Below are 24,290 nucleotides of genomic sequence, written 5' to 3'. Positions count from 1 at the left end.
CTTTCTACCCGATGAGTGTCATCCTCTCTATTTCCATAATACCAAATCAAGCCCATTCGCCACATGAAATTGCGGCAAATATATAAACTGCAAACTAAAAAGGAGCCGATTTCCTGCGCACAGAAAAATCAGCCCCCTACACCTTACTTGAATAAATTCATCTTAAACTGCCTGTACAGGCTCCTGATACAGATAAAGAATAAGATCGGTCATCGTGGATGCATGGCCCAGCTGGCGCAGCATGGTAGTAATATTGCCCCTGTGATAGGTTCCGTGATTGACCAGGTGCAACATAATTTCCGCTAAGCTCGTCTGACGGACGCCGATGTACGGATTATTCAGCTGGATGGTCTGCTCCAAATCGGTGTGCCTGCTGAACCAATGTCTGTACTGCTCTGTTAACCCGGCAAAAATATCGGCGTATTCGTACACAGAAGTCAGGATAGTCCCATTCAGCGGAATGGTTGCCTGCAGCGCCTCCGGCATACCCGTACCATTCAGCACCAGATACCACATTTTATCCACTGCATAGATATGACTAAGGGCATGGGCGATGGAGGGAAAAGAACTTCCTACTTCTTGACTTATTACAGCGGACGGGAGTTCCTTGATTCTCCCCAGGATCGTCTGGTTGGCCCAGGTATGGTAATTAAACATTTGCTCCGGATGATTCATTCGTAACGTCTCCTTTGGATTGGCAGTAGATTTGAAGTTGTTGTTGCTGATTCCATAATAAAAAAAGAAGTTTGACAACAGCGTGTCATACTTCTTCATAATGTTTGAGTGTGTTTATTAGCTGCTCTTTTAGGATGCTCCGCAGGGCAGGGGGTTCGAGTACTACGGCGCCGCTGCCAAAACCCAGCAGAATACTCCATAGCCATCGTGCCTGCAGCGGCCGGCAGACAGGAATCCGCAGCGTCATGCTCCCGTCGGGATGAAACTGCCTATCCATCTGGTGAAACTGGTCCAGCGCTTCCGCTATCGCCTCCGGACCCACCCGGACCACTACCTCCTCCATTTGACCCTGTCCACCTCTGTCTGCAGATTCAGCCTCGACCGGAAGATCCGGATGCGGCTCAAAGGTTTCGCCGGTCAGCTGTAAATCCAGCAGCCGTGACAGCCGGAACTCCCGGTAGTCCTGCCGGGTCCGGCAGTACCCGTAGATATACCAGTTGCGATACTTGAAATGCAGCCGCAGCGGCTCCATATCACGGGTCGTGCGTTCATTCTGGGCATTAACATAATCAAAGCGGACAATGTTCCGTCCGGTGATGGCTGTGCGTAAATGCCGAAGCGCGTCCTGCTCCGTCCGCCGGGTATCAAAGTCTACGGTCAGACTCGCAGTCTGATGCTCCTCCCCGATCGTCTGCAGCCGTTCGATAGTCCCTTGTGCACGTTCGTCATCAAACACGGTTGAAAGGCTGCTGAGCACGGAAATCAGGGAATTGACATCGTACGCGCCCAGCAGGCTTTTATCCATTTTGTAGCCGTCCATCATACCGTATCCGCCTTTCATTCCCTGATACGATACGACCGGGAAGCCCGCGGCACAGATTACATCGATATCCCGGTAGATGGTTCTCGGGGAAACCTGGTACTCCTCTGCCAGCCAGGAAGCAGATAATACTTCGTGATTCAGCAGCTTGTAGATGATAGAGATTAATCGCTCCAATTTCATGTGTATTCCCCGCCTGTTAGTTTATTTCAGTTCATTTTCCAGCCATTCGAGACAAAGCGGTATAAAGTCAGCATAGTCATCAAGGGCCTGGGTCGTGCGGATAACCTCACTTACCCCCAGCTGCCGGTCCGCCTGGTCCGTGACTTCCAGACCAAGCAAAGGTTCCATTATTCTAATATCCCTTCTGGGTGGGTTAGCTGAATGTAAGACGGATATTAACTTTCTTGTTGATCAGTTTTAACATTCATAGAATTTTTCTATGTTATCGTTGAACTAATAGAGGGGGAGTGAACGGAATGAATCTAAATTTGATTAAACTGCAAATTGTGGAACTGCTGTATAAGCATAAGAAAATAACTACGGTAGCCGATGAGCTCGGGCTGAAGCAGCCCACCGTAACCTACCATCTGAAGAATCTGGAGCAGCAGCTCGGGGAGAAGCTGTTTGAATCCAGAATGGATAAAATGATTCTGACCGAAAGCGGAAGAGCTTTTCTTCATTATGCTGTCAAAATCAATGCGCTGGCTGCCGAGGCGGAGCGGGTCGTTAAGGAATTCAGTCAGGGAGGCCGCGGAATACTGAAAATTGGTGCAAGCTACGTCCCAGCCACCTATATCCTGCCCAAAATCCTCAGCCTGTTCGGGGAGCAGCATCCGGGGACAACAATATCGCTATCCGTGAAGTCTTCACCCGACATCAAAGAAATGCTGATCAATCAGGAGATCGATCTGGGAATCCTGTCAACGGAATCCTTTTACCTGCCCAGTCTGCACAGCCAGTCTTTATGCGAAGATGAGCTGGTGCTGGTATTTGCCCCCAATCATGAATTTGCGGACCGGTCCGAATTAACCCCATCCCTGATCTCATCAGCGGACTTCATTCTGCATGATATGCAATCCAGCACCCGGCAAATGACCAACAAATGGTTTGAAGCCTGCGGGGTTGAGCCCCGCGTCCATATTCTGCTCGATTCTCTAGAGGCCATTAAGCAATCACTGATGAGCGGCCGGCATGTGTCTTTCATTTCACGGCTTGCGGTAGCTGATGAAGTTGCAACAGGCAAATTAATGATACGTCCAATTCCAGAATACCATTTTCAGCGGCATATCTACTATTCCTATAACCGTGACCGGCACTACTCGCCGCTTATCGGATTATTTATCGCGCTGATGAAGACGCTTAACATGTGAGTATATCATTTTCCGAGTTTTGGTTTCTTCTTCCATATAGTATAATATACTTCATCTGGTAGAGAAAGGATGTTGACTGTAACATGAAATTCACTGAATATCCATACAAACGTCCCGATGTAGACAAGCTTAAGCTTGAATTCACCTCACTCCTGAAAGGCCTGGAAGCAGACACCTTAGAGGAACAAAAGGCTTCCATCGTCGCGCTCAATGAGCTTCGCAGCGAATTTGATACTCTGCAAAACCTTGTTTATATCCGCCATTCCATTAATACTGAGGATACATTCTACAAGGCTGAGCAGGATTTTTTTGATGAGATTGTTCCTATCTTCCAGGAATACATAACGGACTTCTACAAGGGTATCGTTAACTCCAAGTATAGAGCTGAGTTCGAGCAGGAGTGGGGGAAACAGCTATTCGCTCTTGCGGAGATCTCTCTACGGACGTTCAGCCCTGAAATTATCGAGGACCTGCAGCTGGAGAACAGGCTGTCTACGGAATACACTCAGCTCATTGCCTCGGCCAAAATTATGTTTGAGGGAGAGGAACGGAACCTGTCACAGCTCGCTCCTTTTGAAATGTCACTGGACCGCGATCTGCGTAAACGCGCGTTTACTGCCAGATATGACTTTATGGCCGAGCATGAAGGCGAATTTGACCGCATTTTTGACGAGCTGGTTAAAGTACGCACGAGAATTGCCCATAAGCTGGGCTATCCAAGCTTTGTTGAGCTTGGTTATGACCGGATGAACCGTACGGATTATAACGCCAGTATGGTTGCAGGCTTCCGCAAACAGGTGCTTGAGCAAATCGTTCCGGTAGCCCAGAAATTGAAGCAGCGTCAGGCAGAGCGCCTGGGTCTTGATACGCTGAAGTTCTATGATGAGAGCCTTACCTTTAATAGCGGCAATGCCACGCCAAAGGGCGACCCGGAGTGGATTTTGGCTAATGGTGCGAAAATGTATAAAGAGCTTTCGCCCGAAACGGACGAATTCTTTACATTTATGCAAAGCAACGAGCTTATGGATCTGTTAAGCAAAAGCGCCAAGCAATCCGGCGGTTACTGCACCTATCTCAACAAGTATCAAGCGCCGTTCATTTTTTCTAACTTTAACGGAACCTCAGAAGATATCGATGTATTGACTCATGAAGTAGGCCACGCCTTCCAGGTGTATACCAGCCGCAGCTTGCTTGTGCCCGAGTACGCGTTTCCTACCTACGAAGCCGCAGAGATCCACTCAATGAGCATGGAGTTTATTGCCTGGCCGTGGATGAACCTGTTCTTTGAAGAAGATGCGGATAAGTACCGGTTCAACCATCTGGCGGGCAGCCTGGAGTTTATTCCTTACGGCGTTGCCGTTGATGAATTCCAGCATTATGTATACAGCCATCCTGAAGCGACGCCGCTTGAGCGCAAACAGGCCTGGCGGGATATTGAGCAGAGATACTTGCCGCACCGCGACTACGGCGGCAACAGCTACTTGGAGCACGGCGGATTCTGGCAGAAGCAGACCCATATTTTCCGCAGCCCTTTTTACTATATTGATTATACATTGGCCCAGCTCTGCGCCTTCCAGTTCTGGAAACGCTCTGGTGAAGATTTCGCGCATGCCTGGAGTGATTACTTGACGCTCTGTAAGGCTGGAGGCAGTAAGTCCTTTGTTGAACTCGTAGAACTGGCCGGACTCATCTCACCGTTCCAAGACGGCTGTGTCGGCTCTGTGATCGGGGATATCGAGGGCTGGTTGAACTCTATCGACGACAAGGCTCTATAAGCTTAACGCTTCATCACTTCTCTAATTCCTGCAATAGCACAAAGAGACGGCAGACTCCTGCCGTCTCTTTGTGCTGGATAGGATCAGGCTATAAGCCCAGGCTTAATCCTGCTCATCAGTCCCAATCCGCTTTATTCCAAGCCATGCTCTTTACGGATATTGTACATCCCCTGAAGCAGCAGCTCGGAAGGGTCGCGGTTCAGCTGATAATGCGTATAGAGCAGCTGAAGCGGAATCGCGCAGACATTATTGCCTTCGGTGATATCCGGGAAGCCTGCTTCAAAAACAGGACCGTGAGTTTCGTTAAAGGCCAATCCTGCATGCACCTTTTCCGGTGCGAATTCTTCTTCTACCGTCTTAATGCACAGCGGGATTACCTGATTGTCAATAACCGCCTTAGCCTCGTCTTCACTCTCCGGCTGTTTTGGCAGCGGCTGGCCTCCCTTGGTCTTCATCATTTCATGGAAGAAGGAGGACACCCAGACCTCAGGACTCTTATCCGACTGAAAGCGCCCTACCAGTTCACGAAGGAAAAAACCGGTTGAATAGACATCCCCGGACTCGTCCTTTACATGATACAGGAACACTGGCCCGTAGGCTTGCAAGTTCAAGACTTGACTATCCACATCTTTAAAATACATTTTCAAAGCCACCATACCATTATGGTGAACCGCCTTCAGAAGCTCATTCCACTTCTCTTCGGTCATCTCGGGCGGGTTGCTGCCTGTTTCCTCGTTGACTGTCTCATTATTCATTATTCATTTCACCCCACTTTCTATCATACCACCAAGCGGCTCCAGGTAAAATATATTCATATGCCTGGTAGTCTGGAGCTCACCCTAACGCAACAGGCAGAACCGCATAATGGCGGGCTTTTGAACCCTATCATGGCGTAATTTTACAATACAGTGAAAACTATTTCATGTAAAATTTTTATAAGAAAGCTGCTGGTGTCTCATGGTTTAGCCTACAACAAAAAAGACACCTTCACAGCTATAGCCTGTGAAGGTGTCTGCGCCGTTTGACGCGTGCGGTAGTTTATTTAGCCGCTTTAGCTGCAGCAAGAATTGCTTTTAAGTAGCCTTGGGTATCTACAAGTGTTGCTCCGCTGACAGCGTCAACCACTTGCTCCTTAGTTTTGTAAGTAAGGGTTTGTTCAAGTGATTTGATGGTTTTGCCTGTCGCAAATTTCTCAATGGCAGCCATGTTCTTGTCGTAACTAACTGTGGACTTCGCTTCTTCTTTCATATGCTCGCTATAGTATTCGGCATTAGCCTTTTTGGAAGCCAGAACCATGTTAGGATCTTTATAATTCTGTCCGAAATCCTTATCAGAGTTAGGCACTCCCGTTGCCACATCTGTGCTCAGGAATTGATAGTCGTCCAGCGAAGCTGCTACGATTACGCCGTTCTGTACAACCGCAACCGCTACTGTGAAGCACTTTGTGCCATGGGCTGCAGCCTCTACCCGGCCCACTTTGAGCGGTGCGCTTGCTGCGGAAGATACATTGTTAAGAGCGCCGCTGTTACCAACGCCAACAACCGCCAAAGAAATTCCGGCTACCAACAATAATTTTGTTAATTTTTTCACAACTATTCCCCCAGTCAATTTATTGAACGCTTACATCCTATATTTATCAAATTCTAGCATTTAATACAGTTACAAATGTTACTAGAAAAATGTAAATGTATGGAATCTCATACAAAATGCCCATTGACTAGTGTAAAAGACCCGTGATACATTGTGTATGCACGGGATACACAATTTTTCGAGGAGGTATAGTATGCTGGCACTAGATATTAGAAATTTAAATAAAAGATATCCTCATTTTCAGATCAAAGATGTATCTTTTCAATTGGAGAAAGGCTACATCATGGGTTTCATCGGAGCCAATGGCGCAGGAAAAACAACCACTATAAAATCAATCTTGAACATGGTTCAAGTTGATAACGGCGAGATTTACATTCTTGGCAAGAACATCGCTGATCACGAAATTGAATTGAAGCAGGAAATCGGATGCGCATTCGGTGATATCGACTTCTATACACGGAGCAAGATTAAGACGCTGACCGATATTACAAAGAAATTCTATAAAAATTGGAATGATGAAACATACTACAATTATCTAAAGAGATTCAAGCTGGATGAGAACAAAAAAATAGCGGAGCTATCCAGAGGGATGAAGGTAAAGTACAGCTTGGCCCTAGCTTTATCGCATGGCGCAAAGCTGCTCATTCTGGATGAACCGACCAGCGGACTCGATCCTGTCTCAAGAGACGATCTGCTCGATATCTTTCAGGAGCTCATTATGGGCGGCGAGATCAGCATTCTTTTCTCTACACATATTACCTCCGACCTGGAAAGATGTGCGGATTATATAACCTTCATTGAGCACGGACAAATCATTGCCAGCTCCGAGAAAAACGAGTTTAAAGAGTCCTACCGCTTACTCAGTGGCAGTGAAGCCCAATTGAGTGAAGTGAAGGAACATTTGATTTCCTACAAAACTAACTCCTTCGGCTTTACCGGATTGATTCATACCAAAGACATGGATCCACTCTCCAACCTAAGGGCCGCCACGCCGAGCCTCGATGAAATCATGATCTACTTCGCGAAAAAAAAGGAGGATGAATATGTATAATTTGGTGATGAAAGATTTGAAATTAGGGGTAAACCTCTGGTTCTTCGTATTACCCTTAATTATGGGCGCCTTAATGCTTATTCCCGGCTGGATCTATTTTCTCGTGCCGCTTTATTTCTGCTTCATAACGGTACCGAACATGTTTGGCGGATTTAAAAGCCAGAATGATTTAATGTTTAGTACGATAATGCCTGTGACCAAAAAAGACATTGTGAAGTCCAGGATCACCGTTATTGTCATTCTTGAACTCATGCACCTTCTCCTTGCAATGCTCTTCAGTATTTTTACGTTTCGGTTGTACCCTAATCTGACATACTTCTTCTATGCGCCTTATTTGGGCTTTTGGGGGTTATGCCTTATTATGCTTGCGATCTTCAACATCGTATTTATATCCATGCATTACAAGACGGCGTATAAGTATGGTGCTGCAACCATCACAGCTACTGCGGCCGCTGTACTTTTTGCAGGAGTTGCCCAATGGGCCGGAATCCAGAGTCCTTGGGTCAACGACATTTTCTATGGCTCCGGGACGGATAATATAGCGCTGCAGCTATCCATTCTGATGGCGGGCCTCGTAATTTTCATTGTATTCACAATGATTGCCTACCGGATTGCGGTAAAAAGATTCCAACGAGTGGAGATATTATGAATGTAACAATTTCGAATACTTCCGAGAAACCGATTTATCAGCAGCTTTACGAACAGATCAGCGCACAAATTCTGAAAGGCGAGCTGGAAAGCGGTTTTTGTCTACCGCCCATTCGTCAGGCAGCTCTGGAGCTTAATGTTAGCGTAATTACCGTTAAGAAAGCTTGGGAAGAACTTGAACGAAGCGGTTTGATAAATACGGTAACAGGTAAGGGATGTTTTGTAGCCGATTTCTCGCGGGGCGATATGCTGCGGATACGCAACGAATTGGTCATGAAGCAAATGGAGAGCGATACATCCTACTACAAGTCCTTTGGTCTCAGCCTTAATGAAGTGATTGAGTTGCTGAACAAGATTTATTAATGCCTTTCTAATCTAAAGGCGTTCATTGAACGCCTTTTTGTCGTTCCGTCCGATTCCACAGCTGAATGATTTCAGCATAAGTGACTGCTTTTATAATTCAATTCACATACGTCAGATCATTAATCCAATGCTTTAAACTATCCCCAACACAGCATTATTGGAACCATCAGGATTCCAATAATTGCAGTACCACTCCACTGTGTTTCTGATTCCTTCTTCAAGCGAAGTTTCTGCGGACCAGTTGAGCATAAATTTTGCTTTTTCGGGTGACAGGTGCTGGTGCAAGATTTCACTGTTTTTTTGATGTTCATATAATGGTTCAATATATTCAAGATTCATGGCACGCTGAATGATCTCAATCACTTGTTTGATGTCCCACAACTTACCTGTTCCAAAATTAAAATCGTCACCCTTTCCTTCCCTATCTACAAAATGGTACATAGCCATATAAGCGGCAACCAAATCTTGAATATACAAAAAATCTCTCATGTATATCCCGTTTGAAGGAATTCTAATCACTGGAGGCAGCTTTGCGTATAGCCGTTGTACGGTGCCGGGAATTAAACGGCGGTAATTCAAGTCGCCACCACCATAAATATTGCCGAAACGGCCTACAGCTATAGGCATATTAAAACTGTGTCTATAACTTTGAGCAATAAGATCGGAACAAGCCTTAGATACATCGTAGGGATTTCTGCCTTGAATAGGCATATCTTCGTAATAGGGGAGAATTGGACTGTCACCGTATACCTTGTCACTGGACGCAACTATTATCTTCGATACCTGGTCCTGGTGAACACGGCAAGCCTCCAGTAGATTATAGGTACCCTTTACATTGGTTTCAAAAGTTTGCCAGGGGATTTGATAGGCCAAGTCTTGAAGGGAAACTGCAGCGAGGTGAAAGACAGTATTTATTTTCCCGTCTGTAATTGCACGTTCAATCAGGTTGTAATCGGTAATATACCCATAATAGCATCGAATCTCCTTGTCCAATCCCAGCTTTGCAAACTGGCTTCGCGGGTTGAACTCGCTCAAAATAGTGGTTACTTCAGCACCCAGATCAACGAGATGACGAGTTAGCCAGGCGCCTATAAATCCGGAAGCCCCTGTTACTAAAGCACGGCAATCAGATAAAGAGCGTTGCATCATCAAAACCTCCCATGTGTTTTAGTTAAGACGAAGACAAAGGTTGGATTATCCATTTTTGACGATGATATACCTTTTACTAAATAATTACAATATTTTTTCGAGATACAACGTGCAGTCTTTTGGAAACGCCTTCATGAGAAGGCTATTTCCCAGGAATTCCTCAGTGGCAAGTTAAGGAGAGTTTCCGTCTAATGCACCAAAAATGTATACATTCACGCAGTAATGATATAATAAACAGGTTCAAGTTGATCTCCAAATCTATGTAAACGAGAGGAGAAACATCCATGAATACGAAACAGTTAGAGCGGATTCAACATGCGAACGGCTTTATTGCAGCCTTGGATCAAAGCGGAGGAAGCACTCCGAAAGCACTGCTGCAATACGGTATCCGTGAAGACCGTTACACTAATGAACAGGAAATGTTTACCTTGGTGCATGCGATGAGGACACGGATCATCAAAAGTCCGACATTTGATTCCAGGCACATTCTAGGTGCGATTCTTTTCGAAAACACGATGGATCTTACCATTGACGGCCAGTTCACCGCCGATTACCTCTGGGAGCAGAAAGGCATTGTACCTTTTCTCAAAATCGATCAGGGACTGGCGGAGCCTAACAATGGGGTTCAACTCATGAAGCCCATCCCCGGGCTGGATGAGCTTTTGAAGCGGGCCGTCCAAAAAAATATTTTCGGGACCAAAATGCGCTCACTGATTAAGGAAGCCAACCCTGGCGGCATTCATGAAGTCGTAGAGCAGCAGTTCGCTTTCGCGAAGCAAATTGCCGGATATGGTCTGGTGCCGATCATCGAACCGGAAGTGGATATTCATAGTAGCGATAAGGCACAATCGGAAAAGATATTAAAGGACGAGCTTTTAACTCATTTATCCACTCTTGGCAAAGACGTCAAAGTCATGCTGAAGCTTTCTTTACCGGCGGAAGACAATTTCTACAGTGAGCTGATCCAGGAGCCGCATGTGGTACGGGTCGTGGCATTGTCCGGCGGCTATACCCAAGCGGAGGCTAATGAAAAGCTGGCGCGTAACCACGGATTAATCGCCAGCTTCTCACGTGCCTTATCACAGGGGCTCAGTGACGAGCAGACAGATGATGAATTCAACGCATTGCTCGCAAAATCCACACAGGCGATCTACGAAGCCTCAATTACCTGAGTCGGTTTATTTATAAAGAACGCTCCCGGAGGTTGTATCTCCTGGGGCGTTTTTTCGCTGTATTTTTTACCATATCACAGTATAATAAGATTCCCTCACCATTGTTAAGAGATTCATGTGTGCGGTAATGCTGGAATAAAAATCTGGTTGGTGCCTGGAGGGCTGAAAATAAAACATATCCCTAATATTCTCACCGCCATGCGGATGATCGGCTCCATGATTCTGCTGTTTCTAGAACCGTTTTCTGCCCTGTTTTGTATCTCCTATCTCCTATGCGGGGCAAGCGATGCTCTGGATGGATATATTGCACGAAAAGCGATGGTCACCAGTTCATTCGGGGCGAGTCTCGACAGTGTGGCCGATGCTATTTTCATAGGTGCTATACTGTATGTTTTCCTGCCGGTTCTTCAGTTTCCCTGGTGGATTATATGCTGGATCAGCGCTATTGCCCTGGTACGCATCAGCTCTTTGATTACTGGGTGGTTTAAATACCGTACTCTGGCTTTCATACATACATATGCCAACAAGGCAACCGGGCTGGTGCTGTTCTTCTTCCCGTTTCTGTATAATCTGTTTGGGCTAACTATCACCGCAAGCTTGCTTTGCGGATTAGCCAGCTTTTCAGCCATTGAAGAACAGTTGATAAATCTAACATCGAAAGAGCTCTCAAGGGATAGCGGAGGGTTTAACTGGAAGAAGTAAAAGTGAGAATCGGGTTCACATAAACCTCGATTCGCCCGAACTCCCTTAACAGCAACACGTTGTGAATGGCCCAATTTGCTTTCCACCAGTTTTCAGCTACCGCGAACGCATTCGGGTAATCCGCCCAATTCCACATAATATCCCATACACCCTCGCCAGTTCTGGAATGAAGGATGTAATCAAGCTCCTTTTCCATAATCTCTTCGTTCCCTTTATAAAAAATACTAGCTGCAGACGATATGTACATAGACGGCCTCATCGAATAGACCGGCCACTTGGCGGGATCTCTTTCAATCGCATCATTTACCAACTCCTGCAGCCTTACCGCAAGTTCATCACAATTGTATCTGCCGTTTAAGGCTGCCGACTCTACATCCCGGAGAAAGGTAGCATAACCGCCAAGCTCATGGCTTTCGAGTTGTCCTGACTTCCTGAGCTTATCCATCATTTTATCACCAAGGGCAAGGGCTCTCGTATACAATCCGGAAGAAGGGTCAGCAAACTTTAAGATAAAACCGGCTAAACCTGCAGTAGCGTGGAAGCCATTGTCGATGTTATTTTGTTCGCTATAGGTATACCAGGGTGCATGGGGAAAATCACTGTTGGATGGTATGGTAAACAGCCAGCCTTGCTCAGAAAACGGTTCACAGTGCTCAAGGTAAGCCAGAATACCTGTGATTTGAGGATGATGTGCATCAGCAATCCCAATTTCATGGAGTATGGCAACCGCAATTCCAGTTGTATACGGTGAAGAATTGGGATTCCAATTATCCGCATCTAAAGCATGACCAAATCCTTTATCACGGTTGCGATAGGCCTCCAGGGCCTGAAGAACTTGTTCTGCGCTCCCCTTCTCAAAATGATATTGCCATCTTGCCAAATCAAGCGGCCGTGCATTCCGGTACATCCAACATCTGATTTCCTGAAAATCTTCAATGGACAGCTTACTCATTACCGAACAACCTCCCTGTAGATAAGTGCTATCCGTATCGTATCAGGAAACCCTGTCAACCGTATTGCAAAAAACCGACGCTGCTTATCGGCTATTCTCCCAGCGCATGATCTCCTCCCGCACCCGGGGTGCCACTTCAGTTCCGAGAAGCCGGATGGCCTCCATGACATGAGCGTGATCCATCGTGCCATGCGGCACATGCAGAAGGAATCTCGTAACTCCTACATGCTTGCGCAAATGAATGATTTTGTCCGCCACAGTCTCCGGGTCGCCAACATATAAGGCTCCTTCAAAGCTGGCTGCCGCGTCATAATCTGCACGTGTGTAAGGGGGGAGCCCCTTCTCAACCGCTCTAACATTGGTTCTGGCATACGTCGAAGGGAAAAACTGTTCAATAGCCTTCGGTGTACTCTCCGCGATAAATCCATGAGCGTGCGCCGCAACCGGCAGTTTCATGCTGTCATAGCCCGCCTCAGCTGCTGCTTTTTTATAGAGCTGTACTTGCGAAGCAAATTGCAAAGGACGTACAGGTCCGATCATCGCCAGCGCGAAAGGCAGACCAAGTGCCCCTGCCCGTACCGCTGACTCGGGACTCCCTGCACTGGCAATCCATACTGGCAGAGGCTGCTGTACCGGACGAGGATAAATCCCCAGATTATGTATAGCTGGTCTGTGCTGGCCTTCCCAGGTTACGCGCTCCGATGCCTGGAGCTTCATCAAGAGTTCCAGCTTCTCTTCGAATAAGGTTTCATAGTCGTTCAGATCGCAGCCGAATAACGGAAAGGACTCCGTAAATGAACCGCGGCCGACCATAATCTCTGCCCGTCCATTGGATAGACCGTCCAGCGTGGCAAAGTCCTGAAAGACACGGACCGGATCAGCGGATGATAGAATCATTACAGCACTGGTTAGGCGTATCCGGCTAGTCAGAGCTGCCGCCGCAGCCATCACAACCGCAGGAGAGGATGCGGCAAAATCCGGCCGGTGATGCTCGCCCACACCGTATACATCCAGGCCAACCTGATCTGCAAGAACGATCTCCTCCACTACTTCACGGAGCCGTTCCGCGTGACTCATCGTCCTACCCGTGTTCACATCCGGCGTTGTTTCAACAAACGTACTTATTCCCAGTTCCACTGTTCGGTTCCCCCAAGCTGTTATCGTTATTGATCTTTTAATGACATTATTCTATCTTTAAATTGCTGAATATTCAAAATTTAAATTCAATAGTGTCCAGTCTGAACATAAAAAAGCAGGCTGGATTGTCACTCACGTGACCCCCTGCCTGCTTACTGTAAATCTATTCACCAGCTTGTCTTATTACTTAGCAAGCAGTTCAGATGCAAGCTTCTCAGCCCCGTCAAATATGGAATAGCTGTATCCCCAGAACTGGTTGAAGTCGATCGGATAAATCGTTTTGTTTTTGATGGCATTCAGACTTTGCAGTGACGGATCCGCATAGAAGGCCTTCAGCGTCTTTTCCGGATCAACCCCCCCGGTATAAACCGAGAGCAGCAGGACATCCGGGTTGGTAGCAATCAGCTGTTCCTTGCTGATTTCTCCCGTAACGGTACCAAAGCTGTTTCTGAGTCCAAGCAATCCCAGTACATCGCCTGCAAATGTATCAACATTCCCGCTATAGATCGCTATTGCCCCATTTCCGCCGTCGGAAACATAAGCAAAGGTTTTCTCTCCACTTGCTGCTGAATTGTCTTTTAACGTCTGGGCACGCTGTTTCAATTCCCCGATATAAGCAGCTGCGTTCTCCTGGACATCAAAGATTTGACCCAGCTGTTCGATATCCTTGTACAGGCTGTCGAGCGTAGCTCCCTTAACGCTGGTGTTCTGCACGAACGTCTTGATCCCCAGCTCGTTTAAGCCCTCAACTGTCCCTACGCCCCAATCCGCATCCGCGTACAGGTCACTGCGTCCCAGAACCAGATCAGGACTTGCTCCGACAACGAGCTCCTTACTGGCATACTCTTTGGAGATGACAGGAATCTTCTTGAACTCTTCCTGGACAGCCGGATCTCCCGCACCGTAAAGCGCGGCAACGCCTACCATTTTGTCGGTAAGTCCCAGTTTAATTAGCAGCTCGGCAGCTCCTTGAGTATTGGCCACTACCTTTTCAGGCGCCTTGTCAAAAGTCTGGGATTTAGCCTTCCATTCTGTTCCTTCACCACTATTGGTGAAGTTCTCGATTGTGAGCGGGTAGACGGTCTTCGTGCTTGGAGCAGCAGTCTCTTCTGCGGCGGTGTTACTGCTATTAGTTGGTGCAGCTGTACTCGCTGCCGCATTCTCATTCTTCGTGTTCGATGAACATGCGGCAATCATTACCGCCATCAGTAAAACTGCCATGAGCGGTGCGTATCTTTTGAATACATTTCTCATTATCCTTGTCCCCTTTTCTGTATGTACGTAACTCGTAGAATATAGAAAGCAGGGGCATCTGTCAATGATAATAATTCTCATTGACAATCATTCTCACTTTGAGATATATTTTAAATTAAAACAAATCAACGAAGGAGTTTTATGAATGCGATGCAAAATGAGATAGCTTTACAATCAGAACCAAAGCAATCCATCATTAACAGCCGCTACGGATTTATGACAGTGATTATTGCTCTATTCATAATTACTATTCTGTCGGCTGGCGCAGCTGTATCCTTTGGACAGGTGGATATTCCCGTCTCACAATCCTACCGGATTCTGCTCCACCACATTACAGGCATTCAAATTGGAGATGTTCAGGATCTGACCTCCGGCTCCTTTGTCGATATCATCTGGAAAATCCGTTTTCCCCGTGTATTGATGGCAATGTTCATCGGTGCCGGCCTTACGCTGTGCGGTACCATTATGCAGGCTGCTGTACAGAATCCGCTGGCTGATCCATACATACTAGGTATTTCCTCAGGAGGTTCGCTCGGTGCTACGTTCGCCATCCTGATTGGCTTCGGGTCCATGGGGCTGCTGGGCCAGACGGGTGTTGCCTTCTGGGCCTTCGCCGGTGCAGTCGGTGCTTCACTGCTCGTATTGCTGCTGGCAAATGCCGGAGGCAAAATGACCTCGGTCAAGCTCGTGCTTGCCGGGATGGTCATAAACGCATTATGTACCGCCTTTGCCAATTTCATTGTTTATTTTGCCAACAACGCAGAGGGCATTAAGACTGTTACCTTCTGGACCATGGGTAGCCTGGCCGCCTCCAGCTGGGATAAGCTGCCGCTGATTGCGATAGCTATCGTGCTTGCCGTCTTCTTTTTCCTGCTGCAATTCCGCGTCCTGAACGCAATGCTGCTTGGCGATGAAGCTGCGGTTACACTGGGGATTTCACTCGGCGCCTACCGCAAAACCTATATGATCATTACTGCGCTGATTACCGGCATCATGGTGGCAAGCTGCGGAATGATTGGATTCGTAGGTCTGATCATCCCCCATCTGGTTAGAGGGCTGGTCGGCTCTGACCACCGGAGACTGCTGCCGGCATCCATCCTGTTTGGTGCCATCTTCCTGATCTGGACGGATGTTATCGCCCGGACCATTGTCCCGAATGTCGAGCTCCCGATCGGGATCATTACCGCCTTGATTGGAGCCCCTATGTTCATGTACATGCTGGTCAAAAAAGGCTATGCGTTTGGAGGTAAGTCCTAATGAACTTAAACGTTGATCACTTATCGGTTTCCTTCTCCACTGTAAATATTGTGAACGATGTATCCCTGAAAGTCCGCAACAAGCAGTTTGTCGGCCTGATCGGACCCAACGGCTGCGGCAAATCCACGCTCCTGAAGAGCATTTATAAAGTCATCAAACCGCGGCAGGGTGACGTCTTTCTCTCTGAACTCAATGTTATGAAATCAAGCCCCAAAGTCGTCGCGCAAAAGCTGGGTGTGGTCGGCCAGTTCAACGAACTGAGCTTCGACTTCACTGTACGGGAAATGGTAGCCATGGGCAGAACCCCGCACAAAGGAATGCTCGAGACTGACAATCAGGAGGATCAGAGCATCGTCTCCGGTGCGCTGCGCAGGGTTAATCTGGAAGGCCATGCAGACCGCAGCTATAATTCATTATCCGGCGGAGAGAAGCAGCGTGTCATTCTGGCCCGTGTCCTTGCCCAGCAGCCGGAATTCATGATTCTCGACGAACCGACCAACCACTTGGATATCAAATTCCAGCTGCAGATTCTTAATATCGTCAAAAAGCTGGATATCGGAATTCTCGCTGCACTCCATGACCTTACCCTCGCTGCGGAATATTGTGATTATCTATATGTTATGAAGGACGGGCAAGTTGCTGCCAGCGGCAAGCCTGAAGATATTCTAACCAAGGAGCTGATCGGACAGGTATTCGATGTGTCCTGTGAGACTTACCGCAACCCCGTAACCGGCGGACTTGGCATTGCCTATCTGGAGACTAGGGGAACCCCCGAACGATTATGATGTATAAGAAAAAGAGAGTCTCCTGCTGTGAAGTGACCCCTGTCAAGTAGACAGCAAATAAAAAGCAATATTTTAAGCAGCCTGAGTTCGGTATTCATAGGGACTCAGGTTGTTTAGTTTCGCTTGGAAACGTGCATGGTTGTAAAAGTGGATATATTGCTGAACGGCATGCCTCACCTGCTTGGAAGAGTGAAAGGAGTGGAGGTAGAAGCATTCGGTTTTAAAATGACTGAAGAAGTTCTCCATGCAGGCATTGTCCCAGCAGTTCCCTTTTCTGGACATACTGGCCTTTATCTCATATCGCTTAAGCAGGTTGCTGTATTGGCGGGACGTATACTGAAACCCCTGGTCGCTGTGCAATAGAACGTCTTGGGTCTCCCGCCGTCTCCTCGCCTTTTTGACCGTATCTAACACCAGCTTTAAATCGTTCTTAGGGCTAATTTGGTACGCTACAATTTCATTATTAAAGAGATCTTTAATCGCTGAGAGGTAGAGTCTTTGCCCCTTAAAGATCAGATAGGTAATATCCGTGACCCACTTTTGGTTCGGCAGGTCTGCGTTAAACTCTCTGTTCAAGTGATTCTCAGAGATGACGTAAGCCTCTTTCTTGCCGTAGTAAGGTCTTTTCCTCCGAATGACTGCCTGAATCCCCAGCTCACCCATAAGCCGCTGCACACGCTTGTGGTTCATGTGGATGGCATAGCTCCGCTTCAGCCAAATCTTCACTCTGCGGTATCCGTAAATGCCTTTGAGTTTCTCATAACATTCGACTATTTTAAGTTTCATGGCTTCATCTTCGCGTTGCTTTGGTGAAACAAATGTTTGCCGGTTCATCCATTTGTAAAATCCACTTCTAGATACCCCAGCTAACTTACATAATAGGATGAGGCTATATTTCTTCTGCAGCAGCTCCTTAATCACCTCGAATTTTTTGCTGCTCGGTACTGCCTCCATTCCTCCTTTCACATCTGTAAGAGCTTTTTTAGCATTTCATTTTCCGCTTCAAGGCGCTTAAGCTTGACCTCTGGGTCTTCGGGACGTGTTCGGGGTCTGCCCATGCCTAGTCCTTTCGCTTTACCCCGTTTTTCTTCAAGTCCCTTCAATCCCTCCGCCTCAAAATGCCTCACCCATCGCCGAACTAAGGACTCGTTTATTCCCATTTCTCGTGCTACATTTTTATATCCAAGGCCCTTTTTGAGATAAAGGTCAACTGTTTTTTTCTTAAACTTCTCATCGTATGTTTTTCTCATTTCGCCCATAAAAAAATCCCCTCCATAGTAGACAGATTAATCGGCTTGCTTTTTTCTGTCTACTATAAGGGGATCATATCACTGAACGGAGGCTCTCTTTTTTGTTATGCTTTACTGTTAGGAATGGAGACTGCTGCCTGAACAGCAAAAAAACGGCATCGCTGCCGTTCTTTCTGTGATGGACTCTCAGGGGCTCGAACCCTGGACAAATAGATTAAGAGTCTACTGCTCTACCAACTGAGCTAAGAGTCCATAATATTGAATTCCCAAAATCAATCTCAAAGGGAACTCTTATATCATACCTCTTTGAAATCCGTCTGTCAATATTCTTTTGAGCAGATTATAACGTATAATGAAACCATCAGAACAATCACACGCTGAAATGGAGGACACGGCCTTATGATTTTAAAACTAAATTGGTTCACGCTTCGGGTACGCGATCTGGAGGCTTCTCTTCATTTTTATCACCGGATCTTGGGACTACCCATTGAACGCAGATTTGAGAGCAGAGGAAGACAGATTGTGATGTTAGGGACAGAGGGACAGCCCAAGATCGAGCTGATTCAGGGAACCGAACAGGCTCTGAAGCCGGAATGCGGAGTGTCCGTCGGGTTCGAAGTAGCATCTCTGGACCGGGCAATCGAAGAATTGAATAGCCAGGGCATCCCCGTAGCGCGCGGACCCGTTTCACCGAATCCCAGCCTGCAGTTCTTTTATGTGCTGGACCCGGACGGCTTCGAGGTGCAGATCGCAGAGCATAGCTAGATCAGGCTTCCCCTAAGAGATGTGACAAAGACCGCACTTTACCAGCTGCGGTCTTTGTTGATTACTGGTTTTTGCGCGAAAGAGCATAGTAGACCGGGAGTCCGGCCAGGGTAATCCCTATTCCAATAAGAGAGCGCAGCGGGTCACTGACAATCGTGCTGCCCAGAATATAGAGCCCGCCTGCCACTCCGATGATCGGAGTAACCGGGTAGAGCGGCACACGGTAACGCCCCTTCTCAGCCGGCATCTTCTTACGCAAGATGAATACACCAAACACACCCATGGTAAAGAAAATCCATAACACAAATACCAGCAAGTCCGTTAGGGTGTCAAAGGTTCCCGAGAAAATATAGATCACCGCCAGCACACTCTGAAAAATAAGCGCGTTGGCCGGAGTCTGGAACCTGGGATGGATGCTGCGGAGTACACGGGAAAAAGGAATCTGATTCTGCTCCCCCATTACCTGAGGCACCCGCGCAGCGGTCATTAAGTACCCGTTCAGCGCACCAAGTACCGACACGATAATTCCTGCCGTAATAAAAGCCCCGCCGCCGCTTCCGAATAACGCCTCAGCCGCGTCAGCTCCCGGAGTCTTGGAAGAAACAATCTGATCGTAGGGCAGCACCTTGAAAATTGCAATATTGAACAGGACATATACTGCAATAACAAACATAACCCCGATTGAAATGACTTTTGGCAGTGTCTTAACCGGATCTTTGATTTCTCCCGCCATATTGGTCACCCCGATCCAGCCGTCATATGCCCATAGCGTACCCAGAACCGCCACCCCAAAACCCGTACCCGCTGCTGATGCCCCAATCCCCCCAAAACCGGGAGCCAAATTCGAGAAGAGACCCACACCGATGATACCCGCCACCGGAATCAGCTTGCCAACAGTCGCAACAGTCTGGATGATTCCTCCGAATTTGGTGGCAATGACGTTCATGATGAGGATAAAAGCCAGAATCAAAACCGCCAGCAGCTTCTGCTGCCAGTCATTCATCGGCAAAAAGTAGCCCGAATAGGTAGCAAAGGCAATCGCAAGTGCTGCTACTGAAGCAGGATAAGAGATTACAGCCTGCACCCACCCCAGCAGGTATCCAAACACGCCTCCATAAAGTTCACCCAAATAAGTGTACAGACCGCCGGATCTGGGAATAGCGGCTGCAATTTCCGCTACACTCAGCGCAGAAGCCAGGGTAATGATCCCCCCCACCCCCCAGGCCAAGATACTCATCCATGGTGTACCGGCATTATTCAGCACAATACCGGGCTTCAGAAAAATCCCTGACCCGATAATCATTCCTACAACAATGGCTAAAGCTTCAAAGAAGGTTACAGTTTTTTTCAGCGGCTTAGTAGTATTCATAGTAATTTTTCTATTCCTTCCTATCACGATTTGCTTCTTTCACCTCATATTAACATGAAGTGGCAGATTCGAAAGCGAACTAATTCATTTCCAGGGCAACTTTGGTTATAAACAAACTCACCGTTGTAACATCCATTCTTTGGAAATATAATGAATCGTATTCGTTGAGAGCGCTTTAATCGAGTGACACTCTAACTGCAATTATTTTAAAGGAGGTTTATAAGTTATGCTGCAAATTCCAGGCGTTACCGACTGTTCACCGGCAGAGGTGGGGTATGACGCTTCAAGAATCGGCGTGTTGAACGCCCATTTTCAGAAACTGATTGAAGACAATAAGCTCCAGTCTGCATCCTATTGTGCCTCAAGGTACGGAAAGACATTTATGCACGGTGCTATTGGTCCCCTGTCATTTCGTGAAGACCAGCCGGAGCCGCTGTTACCGACAACCGTACATAATATTGCATCGATCACCAAGGCCGTTACCTCTGTTGCAGTCGCGAAACTTGTTGAGGACGGAATGATCCGGTTTAACACCCCACTAGGTGATATACTTGAACCTTTTAAGGTAGCTCCTTTTGACAAAATCGATATTTACAGCCTTCTGACCCATACCTCGGGGATGTTTCCCGACTGTGCGGAGAGCCTGGTTCCCTATCATAAGTCTTATTGGCAGGTAATCGATGAATATTTTGAAAATTATAAGCCTGAGGACGGTGAGCCAGACTGGATCAAAGCTGCGCTGAGCTGCGGCCTAAATAAACAAACTGGTGAGGAATGGCAATACTGCTCATTCGGCTTTTGCCTGCTCGGAGAAGTGATCAAAAAAGTGACCGGGATAACCGCTGAACAGTATATTGAAGAGCAAATCCTGAAGCCTCTGGGTATGAAAGATACGGCTTGGGAACTGACTCCTGAATTGGCCAGACGGGCCATTATCAGAAACGAGCGGTACGAAAAGCGCTTGAATGATATCATCGACGGTAAGCAGCCTGAATACTCGCAGGCGGAAAAGCTGTGGGATACCGTATCCAGAACCGGCGGCGGCCTTATCTCCACTCCAGCCGACCTCATCCGGTTCGCCAACATGCTTTTGGGAATGGGGACACTTGAGGGGACACGTATTATTGGTCGTAAAGCTGTCGAAAAAATCACGACCCGCACCCTGTACGGAATTCCTGATCACTGCTGGGGAGCAAATGAAAGTGACCGGAGCTATGGCATTGGACTGGATATGCGGAGAGGTCCCGCTTACCTCTATTCAGAAACCACTTATTTTCATGAAGGTGCAGGGGCCTGCTGTATGGTCATAGACCCCACAGAGCAGCTTGCCGCTGTATGGTTTGTACCGTTTATCGGTGATAACTGGTACGTAGAGGGATTATATAATGTAACCAATATTATTTGGTCTGGGCTTACTTAATGAACAGCTTAAAATACAATTGGCAGATTTGCCGGACGGTGGCGGGTGTAACCTATAAAGAATGGAGTGCCTACCGCACTCATTCCATGGTGTCCATTATCGTCGGCCCTGTATACTTTATGGTGCAATATTTTATCTGGACGGCGGTATATGGAGACCATTCTTCGCTTGGTGGGTTCTCGCTTCCCCAGATGATCCGGTACTTCGGTGCTACTGCGCTGATCGGGTACCTGATTATGGATTTTGCCGATTGGAACTTATCCATGCTTGTGCGCACCGGTAAGTTCCTGACCTTTCATTTGCGGCCGATTCATCACCGTTCTTTCGCTTTATTTCAAAAAATCGGACACCGGTCGCTGGGCTTCCTGTTCGAATTTCTGCCCTGCCTGTTGATCTTTATTTTTATTTTTGGTGTCGATATGAGGCCGGCGAGCTTTCCCTGGACGATTCTAAGTGTGCTGCTTGCCTTTATGATGAATTTTTATGTAAATTACACGATTGGCCTGACATCCTTTTGGCTTGTCCAATCCAATGGAATCCGTAGCGCTTTTATGCTGGTATCGGGCATTTTTTCAGGTGCGCTAATTCCGCTGGATTTTTTTCCGCACTGGCTTCAGGTGACCCAGTTCTTCCTGCCGTTTCAATATATCGCTTATATGCCCGCAATGGTATTCACCGGACATTATTCGCTTGGAGGCCTAGAGCTTTCCATTCAGCAGGCAGTGGGTGTGCAGGCAGTTGCAGTGTTCATTACCTTCGGATTCAACGAGCTGATCCGTCGTCTGGCAATGAAGCAATTTACTGCTGTCGGCGCGTGATTGCCCCATGAGAGGATAATTCTGTACATGAAACGGTATCTCGAGGTTTATAAGCAATGCATGTATTCCGCTATACAGGCAGCTGCAGCCTATCGCATGAATTTCATCATCAGCAGTTTGATCACACTTGCCGGTAATATTCTGTTTCCGCTGGTGACTCTGCTTATTTACCGGGCAGGCACCAGCTTTCCCGGCTGGAGCTTATATGAGGTACTGCTGATCCAGTCTGTATTCACCATATCCAGCGGCCTCTCGAGCCTTATTTTTGGCGGTGTACTCTGGACCACCATGTCCCATATCCGCGAGGGAAGCTTCGAGGTGATTCTGCTGAAGCCGCTGAATCCGTTGTTTTTTATTATCGCTACTACATTTTCTACCGATAGTATCGGCCTGTTTCTGGGCGGTGTTGCGTTATTCATCTTCTCTGTTATCCAGGCAGGTGCGATTCCACTCCTCTTCTGGCTTCAATTTATCGGACTGTTCATCGCCGGGACGGCGGTCCTTGCAGGCTTATCGCTGATGATGGCAGCGATGTCCTTCAAATGGGTGGGCAATTCGAGAATATCCGAGCTTGCGGACAGCGTGCTGAATATCGGAAAGTATCCCTTGCCTATTTTTCCGAAGGCTGTGCAGGCTGCAGCTACGATGATCATTCCTGTGGGAATGGTGGGCTTCCTCCCCGCTTCCGCGCTGCTTGGCCGGGTGCAGGCTAGGGATTTCATAGCAGTATTGCCCTGCTTGTTATTCCTGGCGGCAGGGGTATGGGTGTACCGGCATATGATCAGATTGTACGAGGGGGTAGGCGGATAATGCCGGTGATTGATGTGAAGCATTTGACCAAGACATATACAACCTATAAGCGTGGGGCAGGCGCGGGGCAGACGACCCGCAGCTTCTTCCAGCGCGAAGAAGTCGTAATCCATGCCGTCAACGATATCAGCTTTGCCATTGGGCAAGGGGAAATCTGCGGCATTTTGGGCACCAACGGGGCGGGAAAATCAACAGCGATCAAAATGCTCTGCGGTGCGCTGTATCCCACAAGCGGAGACATCCAGGTGCTTGGTTACTCTCCTGCCAGGGACAGGAAGCGCTATGTCGGCAAAATCGGAGCCGTCTTCGGCCAGAAATCTCAGTTAATCTGGGACATTCCGCCGGTCGACAGCTTCAACATGAACAAGTCAATCTACGGGATCACCAACCACGACTTTAAAAACCGCCTGGAAGAGCTGACAGAGCTGCTCGATATTGCCCACGTCATCGAAAAGCATACCAGAGTGCTGTCTCTAGGAGAACGCATGAAATGCGAATTTGTCATGGCCATGCTGCACCAGCCGGATATTCTGTTCCTGGATGAGCCGACCATCGGGCTTGATGTGATCGCCAAGGTCAAAATCCGCGAATTCATCCAACAACTGAATCAGAAGCGCAATATGACCTGTATTCTGACTACTCATGACCTTGAGGATGTGGAGGAGCTAGCCCACCGGGTTATTGTCATTAATCATGGGGATAAAGTCTTTGATAATTCGCTGCAGCGGCTGAAGCTGTTTCTCGGGGAGAAGAAGCGGGTCAGCTTTACTTTTGTCGACTCTGCCGGTAAAACCGTCTTCGATAACGCCTATACGAAGGTAGTCGACCGGCCGTCGGATTTTCAAATTACACTAGAAGTGGACACGGCCCAGATTTCCATTAGTGATTTTCTGGAAGACATCTCCCGGAAGCACCGCTTCACTGACATTTCAGTCAAGGAACTGCCGATCCAGCAGGTGGTGATGAATATCTATGAGAATACGGAAGGGATTTTAACCAATTGAATCACTTTTTCATTCGCGATATAATTAGAAGCATAAGTCGTGAAGTACACGCCGCTTTCATACAACAGCCGCCTGAGGTTTATTTGCGGGGGAGTTGTAAGGAAGCGGCTTTTTTGCGCCAAAAACAACGTTCACTCGAGCGTTAATGGAG

General features: G+C 47.5%; 26 protein-coding genes and 1 tRNA gene. 14 read left to right on the top strand and 13 right to left on the bottom strand.

Going from position 1 to position 24,290, the window contains the following annotated elements; translation table 11 throughout:
• Positions 1 to 162: 162 nt before the first annotated feature.
• The 3 genes from JRJ22_RS09155 to JRJ22_RS09145 form a co-directional block, all read right to left on the bottom strand.
• Positions 163 to 675, bottom strand: a complete 513-nt coding sequence (locus JRJ22_RS09155) for a DinB family protein (RefSeq protein WP_206105059.1) — start codon at positions 673 to 675, stop codon at positions 163 to 165.
• Positions 676 to 760: 85 nt separating this feature from the next.
• Positions 761 to 1,678: a helix-turn-helix transcriptional regulator gene (locus tag JRJ22_RS09150; protein WP_206104172.1), complete on the bottom strand. Its 918-nt coding sequence runs from the start codon at positions 1,676 to 1,678 to the stop codon at positions 761 to 763.
• A 21-nt stretch (positions 1,679 to 1,699) separates the two neighbouring features.
• Positions 1,700 to 1,846, bottom strand: coding sequence for a hypothetical protein (locus JRJ22_RS09145; protein ID WP_206104171.1), 147 nt, complete (start codon positions 1,844 to 1,846; stop codon positions 1,700 to 1,702).
• Between the two features lie 128 nt (positions 1,847 to 1,974).
• On the opposite strand from JRJ22_RS09145, the gene JRJ22_RS09140 reads away from it, so the two are divergent.
• Both JRJ22_RS09140 and JRJ22_RS09135 read left to right on the top strand, forming a co-directional pair.
• On the top strand, positions 1,975 to 2,868 hold the full coding sequence (locus tag JRJ22_RS09140; RefSeq protein ID WP_206104170.1) for a LysR family transcriptional regulator: 894 nt from the start codon (positions 1,975 to 1,977) through the stop codon (positions 2,866 to 2,868).
• 83 nt (positions 2,869 to 2,951) lie between these two features.
• Positions 2,952 to 4,643: a M3 family oligoendopeptidase gene (locus tag JRJ22_RS09135; protein WP_206104169.1), complete on the top strand. Its 1,692-nt coding sequence runs from the start codon at positions 2,952 to 2,954 to the stop codon at positions 4,641 to 4,643.
• Between the two features lie 131 nt (positions 4,644 to 4,774).
• On the opposite strand, the gene JRJ22_RS09130 is transcribed toward JRJ22_RS09135, so the two are convergent.
• A complete protein-coding gene (locus tag JRJ22_RS09130; protein ID WP_206104168.1) occupies positions 4,775 to 5,398 on the bottom strand; it encodes a hypothetical protein in 624 nt (207 codons plus the stop codon).
• Between the two features lie 283 nt (positions 5,399 to 5,681).
• Entirely contained in the window at positions 5,682 to 6,233 is a 552-nt protein-coding gene (locus JRJ22_RS09125; RefSeq protein WP_206104167.1) for a hypothetical protein, read from the bottom strand.
• 193 nt (positions 6,234 to 6,426) lie between these two features.
• Here JRJ22_RS09125 and JRJ22_RS09120 point away from each other — a divergent pair, with 193 nt between their 5' ends.
• The 3 genes from JRJ22_RS09120 to JRJ22_RS09110 are packed head-to-tail and all read left to right on the top strand — an operon-like array spanning position 6,427 to position 8,295.
• Positions 6,427 to 7,284, top strand: coding sequence for an ABC transporter ATP-binding protein (locus JRJ22_RS09120; RefSeq protein ID WP_206104166.1), 858 nt, complete (start codon positions 6,427 to 6,429; stop codon positions 7,282 to 7,284).
• A complete protein-coding gene (locus tag JRJ22_RS09115; protein WP_206104165.1) occupies positions 7,277 to 7,933 on the top strand; it encodes an ABC-2 transporter permease in 657 nt (218 codons plus the stop codon). Before JRJ22_RS09120 ends, JRJ22_RS09115 begins: the two co-directional genes overlap by 8 nt.
• Entirely contained in the window at positions 7,930 to 8,295 is a 366-nt protein-coding gene (locus JRJ22_RS09110) for a GntR family transcriptional regulator (RefSeq protein WP_206104164.1), read from the top strand. Before JRJ22_RS09115 ends, JRJ22_RS09110 begins: the two co-directional genes overlap by 4 nt.
• A gap of 132 nt (positions 8,296 to 8,427) precedes the next feature.
• On the opposite strand, the gene JRJ22_RS09105 is transcribed toward JRJ22_RS09110, so the two are convergent.
• Positions 8,428 to 9,444 carry a GDP-mannose 4,6-dehydratase gene (locus tag JRJ22_RS09105; protein WP_206104163.1) on the bottom strand — a complete coding sequence of 339 codons (1,017 nt, stop codon included), beginning with the start codon at positions 9,442 to 9,444 and terminating at the stop codon, positions 8,428 to 8,430.
• A 284-nt stretch (positions 9,445 to 9,728) separates the two neighbouring features.
• Between JRJ22_RS09105 and JRJ22_RS09100 the strand changes: the two genes are divergently transcribed.
• Positions 9,729 to 10,616, top strand: a complete 888-nt coding sequence (locus JRJ22_RS09100; RefSeq protein WP_206104162.1) for a fructose bisphosphate aldolase — start codon at positions 9,729 to 9,731, stop codon at positions 10,614 to 10,616.
• 117 nt (positions 10,617 to 10,733) lie between these two features.
• On the top strand, positions 10,734 to 11,318 hold the full coding sequence (locus JRJ22_RS09095) for a CDP-alcohol phosphatidyltransferase family protein (protein WP_206104161.1): 585 nt from the start codon (positions 10,734 to 10,736) through the stop codon (positions 11,316 to 11,318).
• On the opposite strand, the gene JRJ22_RS09090 is transcribed toward JRJ22_RS09095, so the two are convergent.
• The 3 genes from JRJ22_RS09090 to JRJ22_RS09080 all read right to left on the bottom strand — a co-directional run bounded on the left by JRJ22_RS09090 (position 11,302) and on the right by JRJ22_RS09080 (position 14,661).
• The gene (locus tag JRJ22_RS09090) at positions 11,302 to 12,270 is read right to left on the bottom strand and encodes a hypothetical protein (protein ID WP_206104160.1); all 969 of its coding nucleotides are present in this window, start codon (positions 12,268 to 12,270) and stop codon (positions 11,302 to 11,304) included. The two genes, JRJ22_RS09095 and JRJ22_RS09090, sit on opposite strands and share 17 nt — an antisense overlap.
• A gap of 84 nt (positions 12,271 to 12,354) precedes the next feature.
• Positions 12,355 to 13,407: an LLM class flavin-dependent oxidoreductase gene (locus JRJ22_RS09085; RefSeq protein WP_206104159.1), complete on the bottom strand. Its 1,053-nt coding sequence runs from the start codon at positions 13,405 to 13,407 to the stop codon at positions 12,355 to 12,357.
• A 183-nt stretch (positions 13,408 to 13,590) separates the two neighbouring features.
• Positions 13,591 to 14,661 (bottom strand): ABC transporter substrate-binding protein, encoded by a 1,071-nt coding sequence (locus JRJ22_RS09080; protein ID WP_206104158.1) that lies wholly within the window; start codon positions 14,659 to 14,661, stop codon positions 13,591 to 13,593.
• A gap of 216 nt (positions 14,662 to 14,877) precedes the next feature.
• On the opposite strand from JRJ22_RS09080, the gene JRJ22_RS09075 reads away from it, so the two are divergent.
• Positions 14,878 to 15,918, top strand: a complete 1,041-nt coding sequence (locus JRJ22_RS09075) for a FecCD family ABC transporter permease (protein WP_408637889.1) — start codon at positions 14,878 to 14,880, stop codon at positions 15,916 to 15,918.
• Positions 15,918 to 16,703 (top strand): ABC transporter ATP-binding protein, encoded by a 786-nt coding sequence (locus JRJ22_RS09070; protein ID WP_206104156.1) that lies wholly within the window; start codon positions 15,918 to 15,920, stop codon positions 16,701 to 16,703. The genes JRJ22_RS09075 and JRJ22_RS09070 overlap by 1 nt, the downstream gene beginning before the upstream one ends.
• Positions 16,704 to 16,775: 72 nt before the next feature.
• Here the strand turns inward: JRJ22_RS09070 and JRJ22_RS09065 are convergent, their stop codons facing one another.
• The 3 genes from JRJ22_RS09065 to JRJ22_RS09055 all read right to left on the bottom strand — a co-directional run bounded on the left by JRJ22_RS09065 (position 16,776) and on the right by JRJ22_RS09055 (position 18,205).
• Positions 16,776 to 17,657 (bottom strand): IS3 family transposase, encoded by an 882-nt coding sequence (locus JRJ22_RS09065; protein WP_206104155.1) that lies wholly within the window; start codon positions 17,655 to 17,657, stop codon positions 16,776 to 16,778.
• Between the two features lie 8 nt (positions 17,658 to 17,665).
• Entirely contained in the window at positions 17,666 to 17,962 is a 297-nt protein-coding gene (locus tag JRJ22_RS09060) for a transposase (RefSeq protein ID WP_206100522.1), read from the bottom strand.
• A 170-nt stretch (positions 17,963 to 18,132) separates the two neighbouring features.
• Positions 18,133 to 18,205, bottom strand: a tRNA-Lys gene (locus JRJ22_RS09055).
• 147 nt (positions 18,206 to 18,352) lie between these two features.
• Here JRJ22_RS09055 and JRJ22_RS09050 point away from each other — a divergent pair.
• Entirely contained in the window at positions 18,353 to 18,718 is a 366-nt protein-coding gene (locus JRJ22_RS09050) for a VOC family protein (RefSeq protein WP_206104154.1), read from the top strand.
• Between the two features lie 61 nt (positions 18,719 to 18,779).
• Here JRJ22_RS09050 and JRJ22_RS09045 read toward each other — a convergent pair whose 3' ends face one another.
• Complete coding sequence (locus tag JRJ22_RS09045; RefSeq protein WP_206104153.1) at positions 18,780 to 20,087, bottom strand: APC family permease; 1,308 nt, start codon at positions 20,085 to 20,087, stop codon at positions 18,780 to 18,782.
• 226 nt (positions 20,088 to 20,313) lie between these two features.
• Between JRJ22_RS09045 and JRJ22_RS09040 the strand changes: the two genes are divergently transcribed.
• From JRJ22_RS09040 to JRJ22_RS09025, 4 genes are read left to right on the top strand one after another with little or no spacing between them, the layout of a single operon-like run.
• On the top strand, positions 20,314 to 21,507 hold the full coding sequence (locus tag JRJ22_RS09040) for a serine hydrolase domain-containing protein (RefSeq protein WP_206104152.1): 1,194 nt from the start codon (positions 20,314 to 20,316) through the stop codon (positions 21,505 to 21,507).
• Positions 21,507 to 22,325, top strand: a complete 819-nt coding sequence (locus JRJ22_RS09035) for an ABC transporter permease (RefSeq protein WP_206104151.1) — start codon at positions 21,507 to 21,509, stop codon at positions 22,323 to 22,325. Before JRJ22_RS09040 ends, JRJ22_RS09035 begins: the two co-directional genes overlap by 1 nt.
• A gap of 27 nt (positions 22,326 to 22,352) precedes the next feature.
• Positions 22,353 to 23,135, top strand: a complete 783-nt coding sequence (locus tag JRJ22_RS09030) for an ABC transporter permease (protein WP_206104150.1) — start codon at positions 22,353 to 22,355, stop codon at positions 23,133 to 23,135.
• Positions 23,135 to 24,139 (top strand): ABC transporter ATP-binding protein, encoded by a 1,005-nt coding sequence (locus JRJ22_RS09025; protein WP_232381084.1) that lies wholly within the window; start codon positions 23,135 to 23,137, stop codon positions 24,137 to 24,139. Before JRJ22_RS09030 ends, JRJ22_RS09025 begins: the two co-directional genes overlap by 1 nt.
• The last annotated feature ends 151 nt before the right edge of the window (positions 24,140 to 24,290 follow it).

This window comes from Paenibacillus tianjinensis, from assembly GCF_017086365.1.
Classification (GTDB): Bacteria; Bacillota; Bacilli; order Paenibacillales; family Paenibacillaceae; genus Paenibacillus_AQ; species Paenibacillus_AQ tianjinensis.
Note: the sequence above shows the minus strand (reverse complement) of the source record. Positions and strands in the feature narration are given on the sequence as shown.

What these genes read in the sequence shown, in the direction of transcription:
- JRJ22_RS09155 (WP_206105059.1), bottom strand. Translation starts at nt 675, where the DNA reads ATGAATCATCCGGAGCAAATGTTTAATTACCATACCTGGGCCAACCAG.
- JRJ22_RS09150 (WP_206104172.1), bottom strand. Translation starts at nt 1,678, where the DNA reads ATGAAATTGGAGCGATTAATCTCTATCATCTACAAGCTGCTGAATCAC.
- JRJ22_RS09145 (WP_206104171.1), bottom strand. Translation starts at nt 1,846, where the DNA reads ATGGAACCTTTGCTTGGTCTGGAAGTCACGGACCAGGCGGACCGGCAG.
- JRJ22_RS09140 (WP_206104170.1), top strand. Translation starts at nt 1,975, where the DNA reads ATGAATCTAAATTTGATTAAACTGCAAATTGTGGAACTGCTGTATAAG.
- JRJ22_RS09135 (WP_206104169.1), top strand. Translation starts at nt 2,952, where the DNA reads ATGAAATTCACTGAATATCCATACAAACGTCCCGATGTAGACAAGCTT.
- JRJ22_RS09130 (WP_206104168.1), bottom strand. Translation starts at nt 5,398, where the DNA reads ATGAATAATGAGACAGTCAACGAGGAAACAGGCAGCAACCCGCCCGAG.
- JRJ22_RS09120 (WP_206104166.1), top strand. Translation starts at nt 6,427, where the DNA reads ATGCTGGCACTAGATATTAGAAATTTAAATAAAAGATATCCTCATTTT.
- JRJ22_RS09115 (WP_206104165.1), top strand. Translation starts at nt 7,277, where the DNA reads ATGTATAATTTGGTGATGAAAGATTTGAAATTAGGGGTAAACCTCTGG.
- JRJ22_RS09110 (WP_206104164.1), top strand. Translation starts at nt 7,930, where the DNA reads ATGAATGTAACAATTTCGAATACTTCCGAGAAACCGATTTATCAGCAG.
- JRJ22_RS09105 (WP_206104163.1), bottom strand. Translation starts at nt 9,444, where the DNA reads ATGATGCAACGCTCTTTATCTGATTGCCGTGCTTTAGTAACAGGGGCT.
- JRJ22_RS09100 (WP_206104162.1), top strand. Translation starts at nt 9,729, where the DNA reads ATGAATACGAAACAGTTAGAGCGGATTCAACATGCGAACGGCTTTATT.
- JRJ22_RS09090 (WP_206104160.1), bottom strand. Translation starts at nt 12,270, where the DNA reads ATGAGTAAGCTGTCCATTGAAGATTTTCAGGAAATCAGATGTTGGATG.
- JRJ22_RS09080 (WP_206104158.1), bottom strand. Translation starts at nt 14,661, where the DNA reads ATGAGAAATGTATTCAAAAGATACGCACCGCTCATGGCAGTTTTACTG.
- JRJ22_RS09075 (WP_408637889.1), top strand. Translation starts at nt 14,878, where the DNA reads ATGACAGTGATTATTGCTCTATTCATAATTACTATTCTGTCGGCTGGC.
- JRJ22_RS09070 (WP_206104156.1), top strand. Translation starts at nt 15,918, where the DNA reads ATGAACTTAAACGTTGATCACTTATCGGTTTCCTTCTCCACTGTAAAT.
- JRJ22_RS09065 (WP_206104155.1), bottom strand. Translation starts at nt 17,657, where the DNA reads ATGGAGGCAGTACCGAGCAGCAAAAAATTCGAGGTGATTAAGGAGCTG.
- JRJ22_RS09060 (WP_206100522.1), bottom strand. Translation starts at nt 17,962, where the DNA reads ATGGGCGAAATGAGAAAAACATACGATGAGAAGTTTAAGAAAAAAACA.
- JRJ22_RS09050 (WP_206104154.1), top strand. Translation starts at nt 18,353, where the DNA reads ATGATTTTAAAACTAAATTGGTTCACGCTTCGGGTACGCGATCTGGAG.
- JRJ22_RS09045 (WP_206104153.1), bottom strand. Translation starts at nt 20,087, where the DNA reads ATGAATACTACTAAGCCGCTGAAAAAAACTGTAACCTTCTTTGAAGCT.
- JRJ22_RS09040 (WP_206104152.1), top strand. Translation starts at nt 20,314, where the DNA reads ATGCTGCAAATTCCAGGCGTTACCGACTGTTCACCGGCAGAGGTGGGG.
- JRJ22_RS09035 (WP_206104151.1), top strand. Translation starts at nt 21,507, where the DNA reads ATGAACAGCTTAAAATACAATTGGCAGATTTGCCGGACGGTGGCGGGT.
- JRJ22_RS09030 (WP_206104150.1), top strand. Translation starts at nt 22,353, where the DNA reads ATGAAACGGTATCTCGAGGTTTATAAGCAATGCATGTATTCCGCTATA.
- JRJ22_RS09025 (WP_232381084.1), top strand. Translation starts at nt 23,135, where the DNA reads ATGCCGGTGATTGATGTGAAGCATTTGACCAAGACATATACAACCTAT.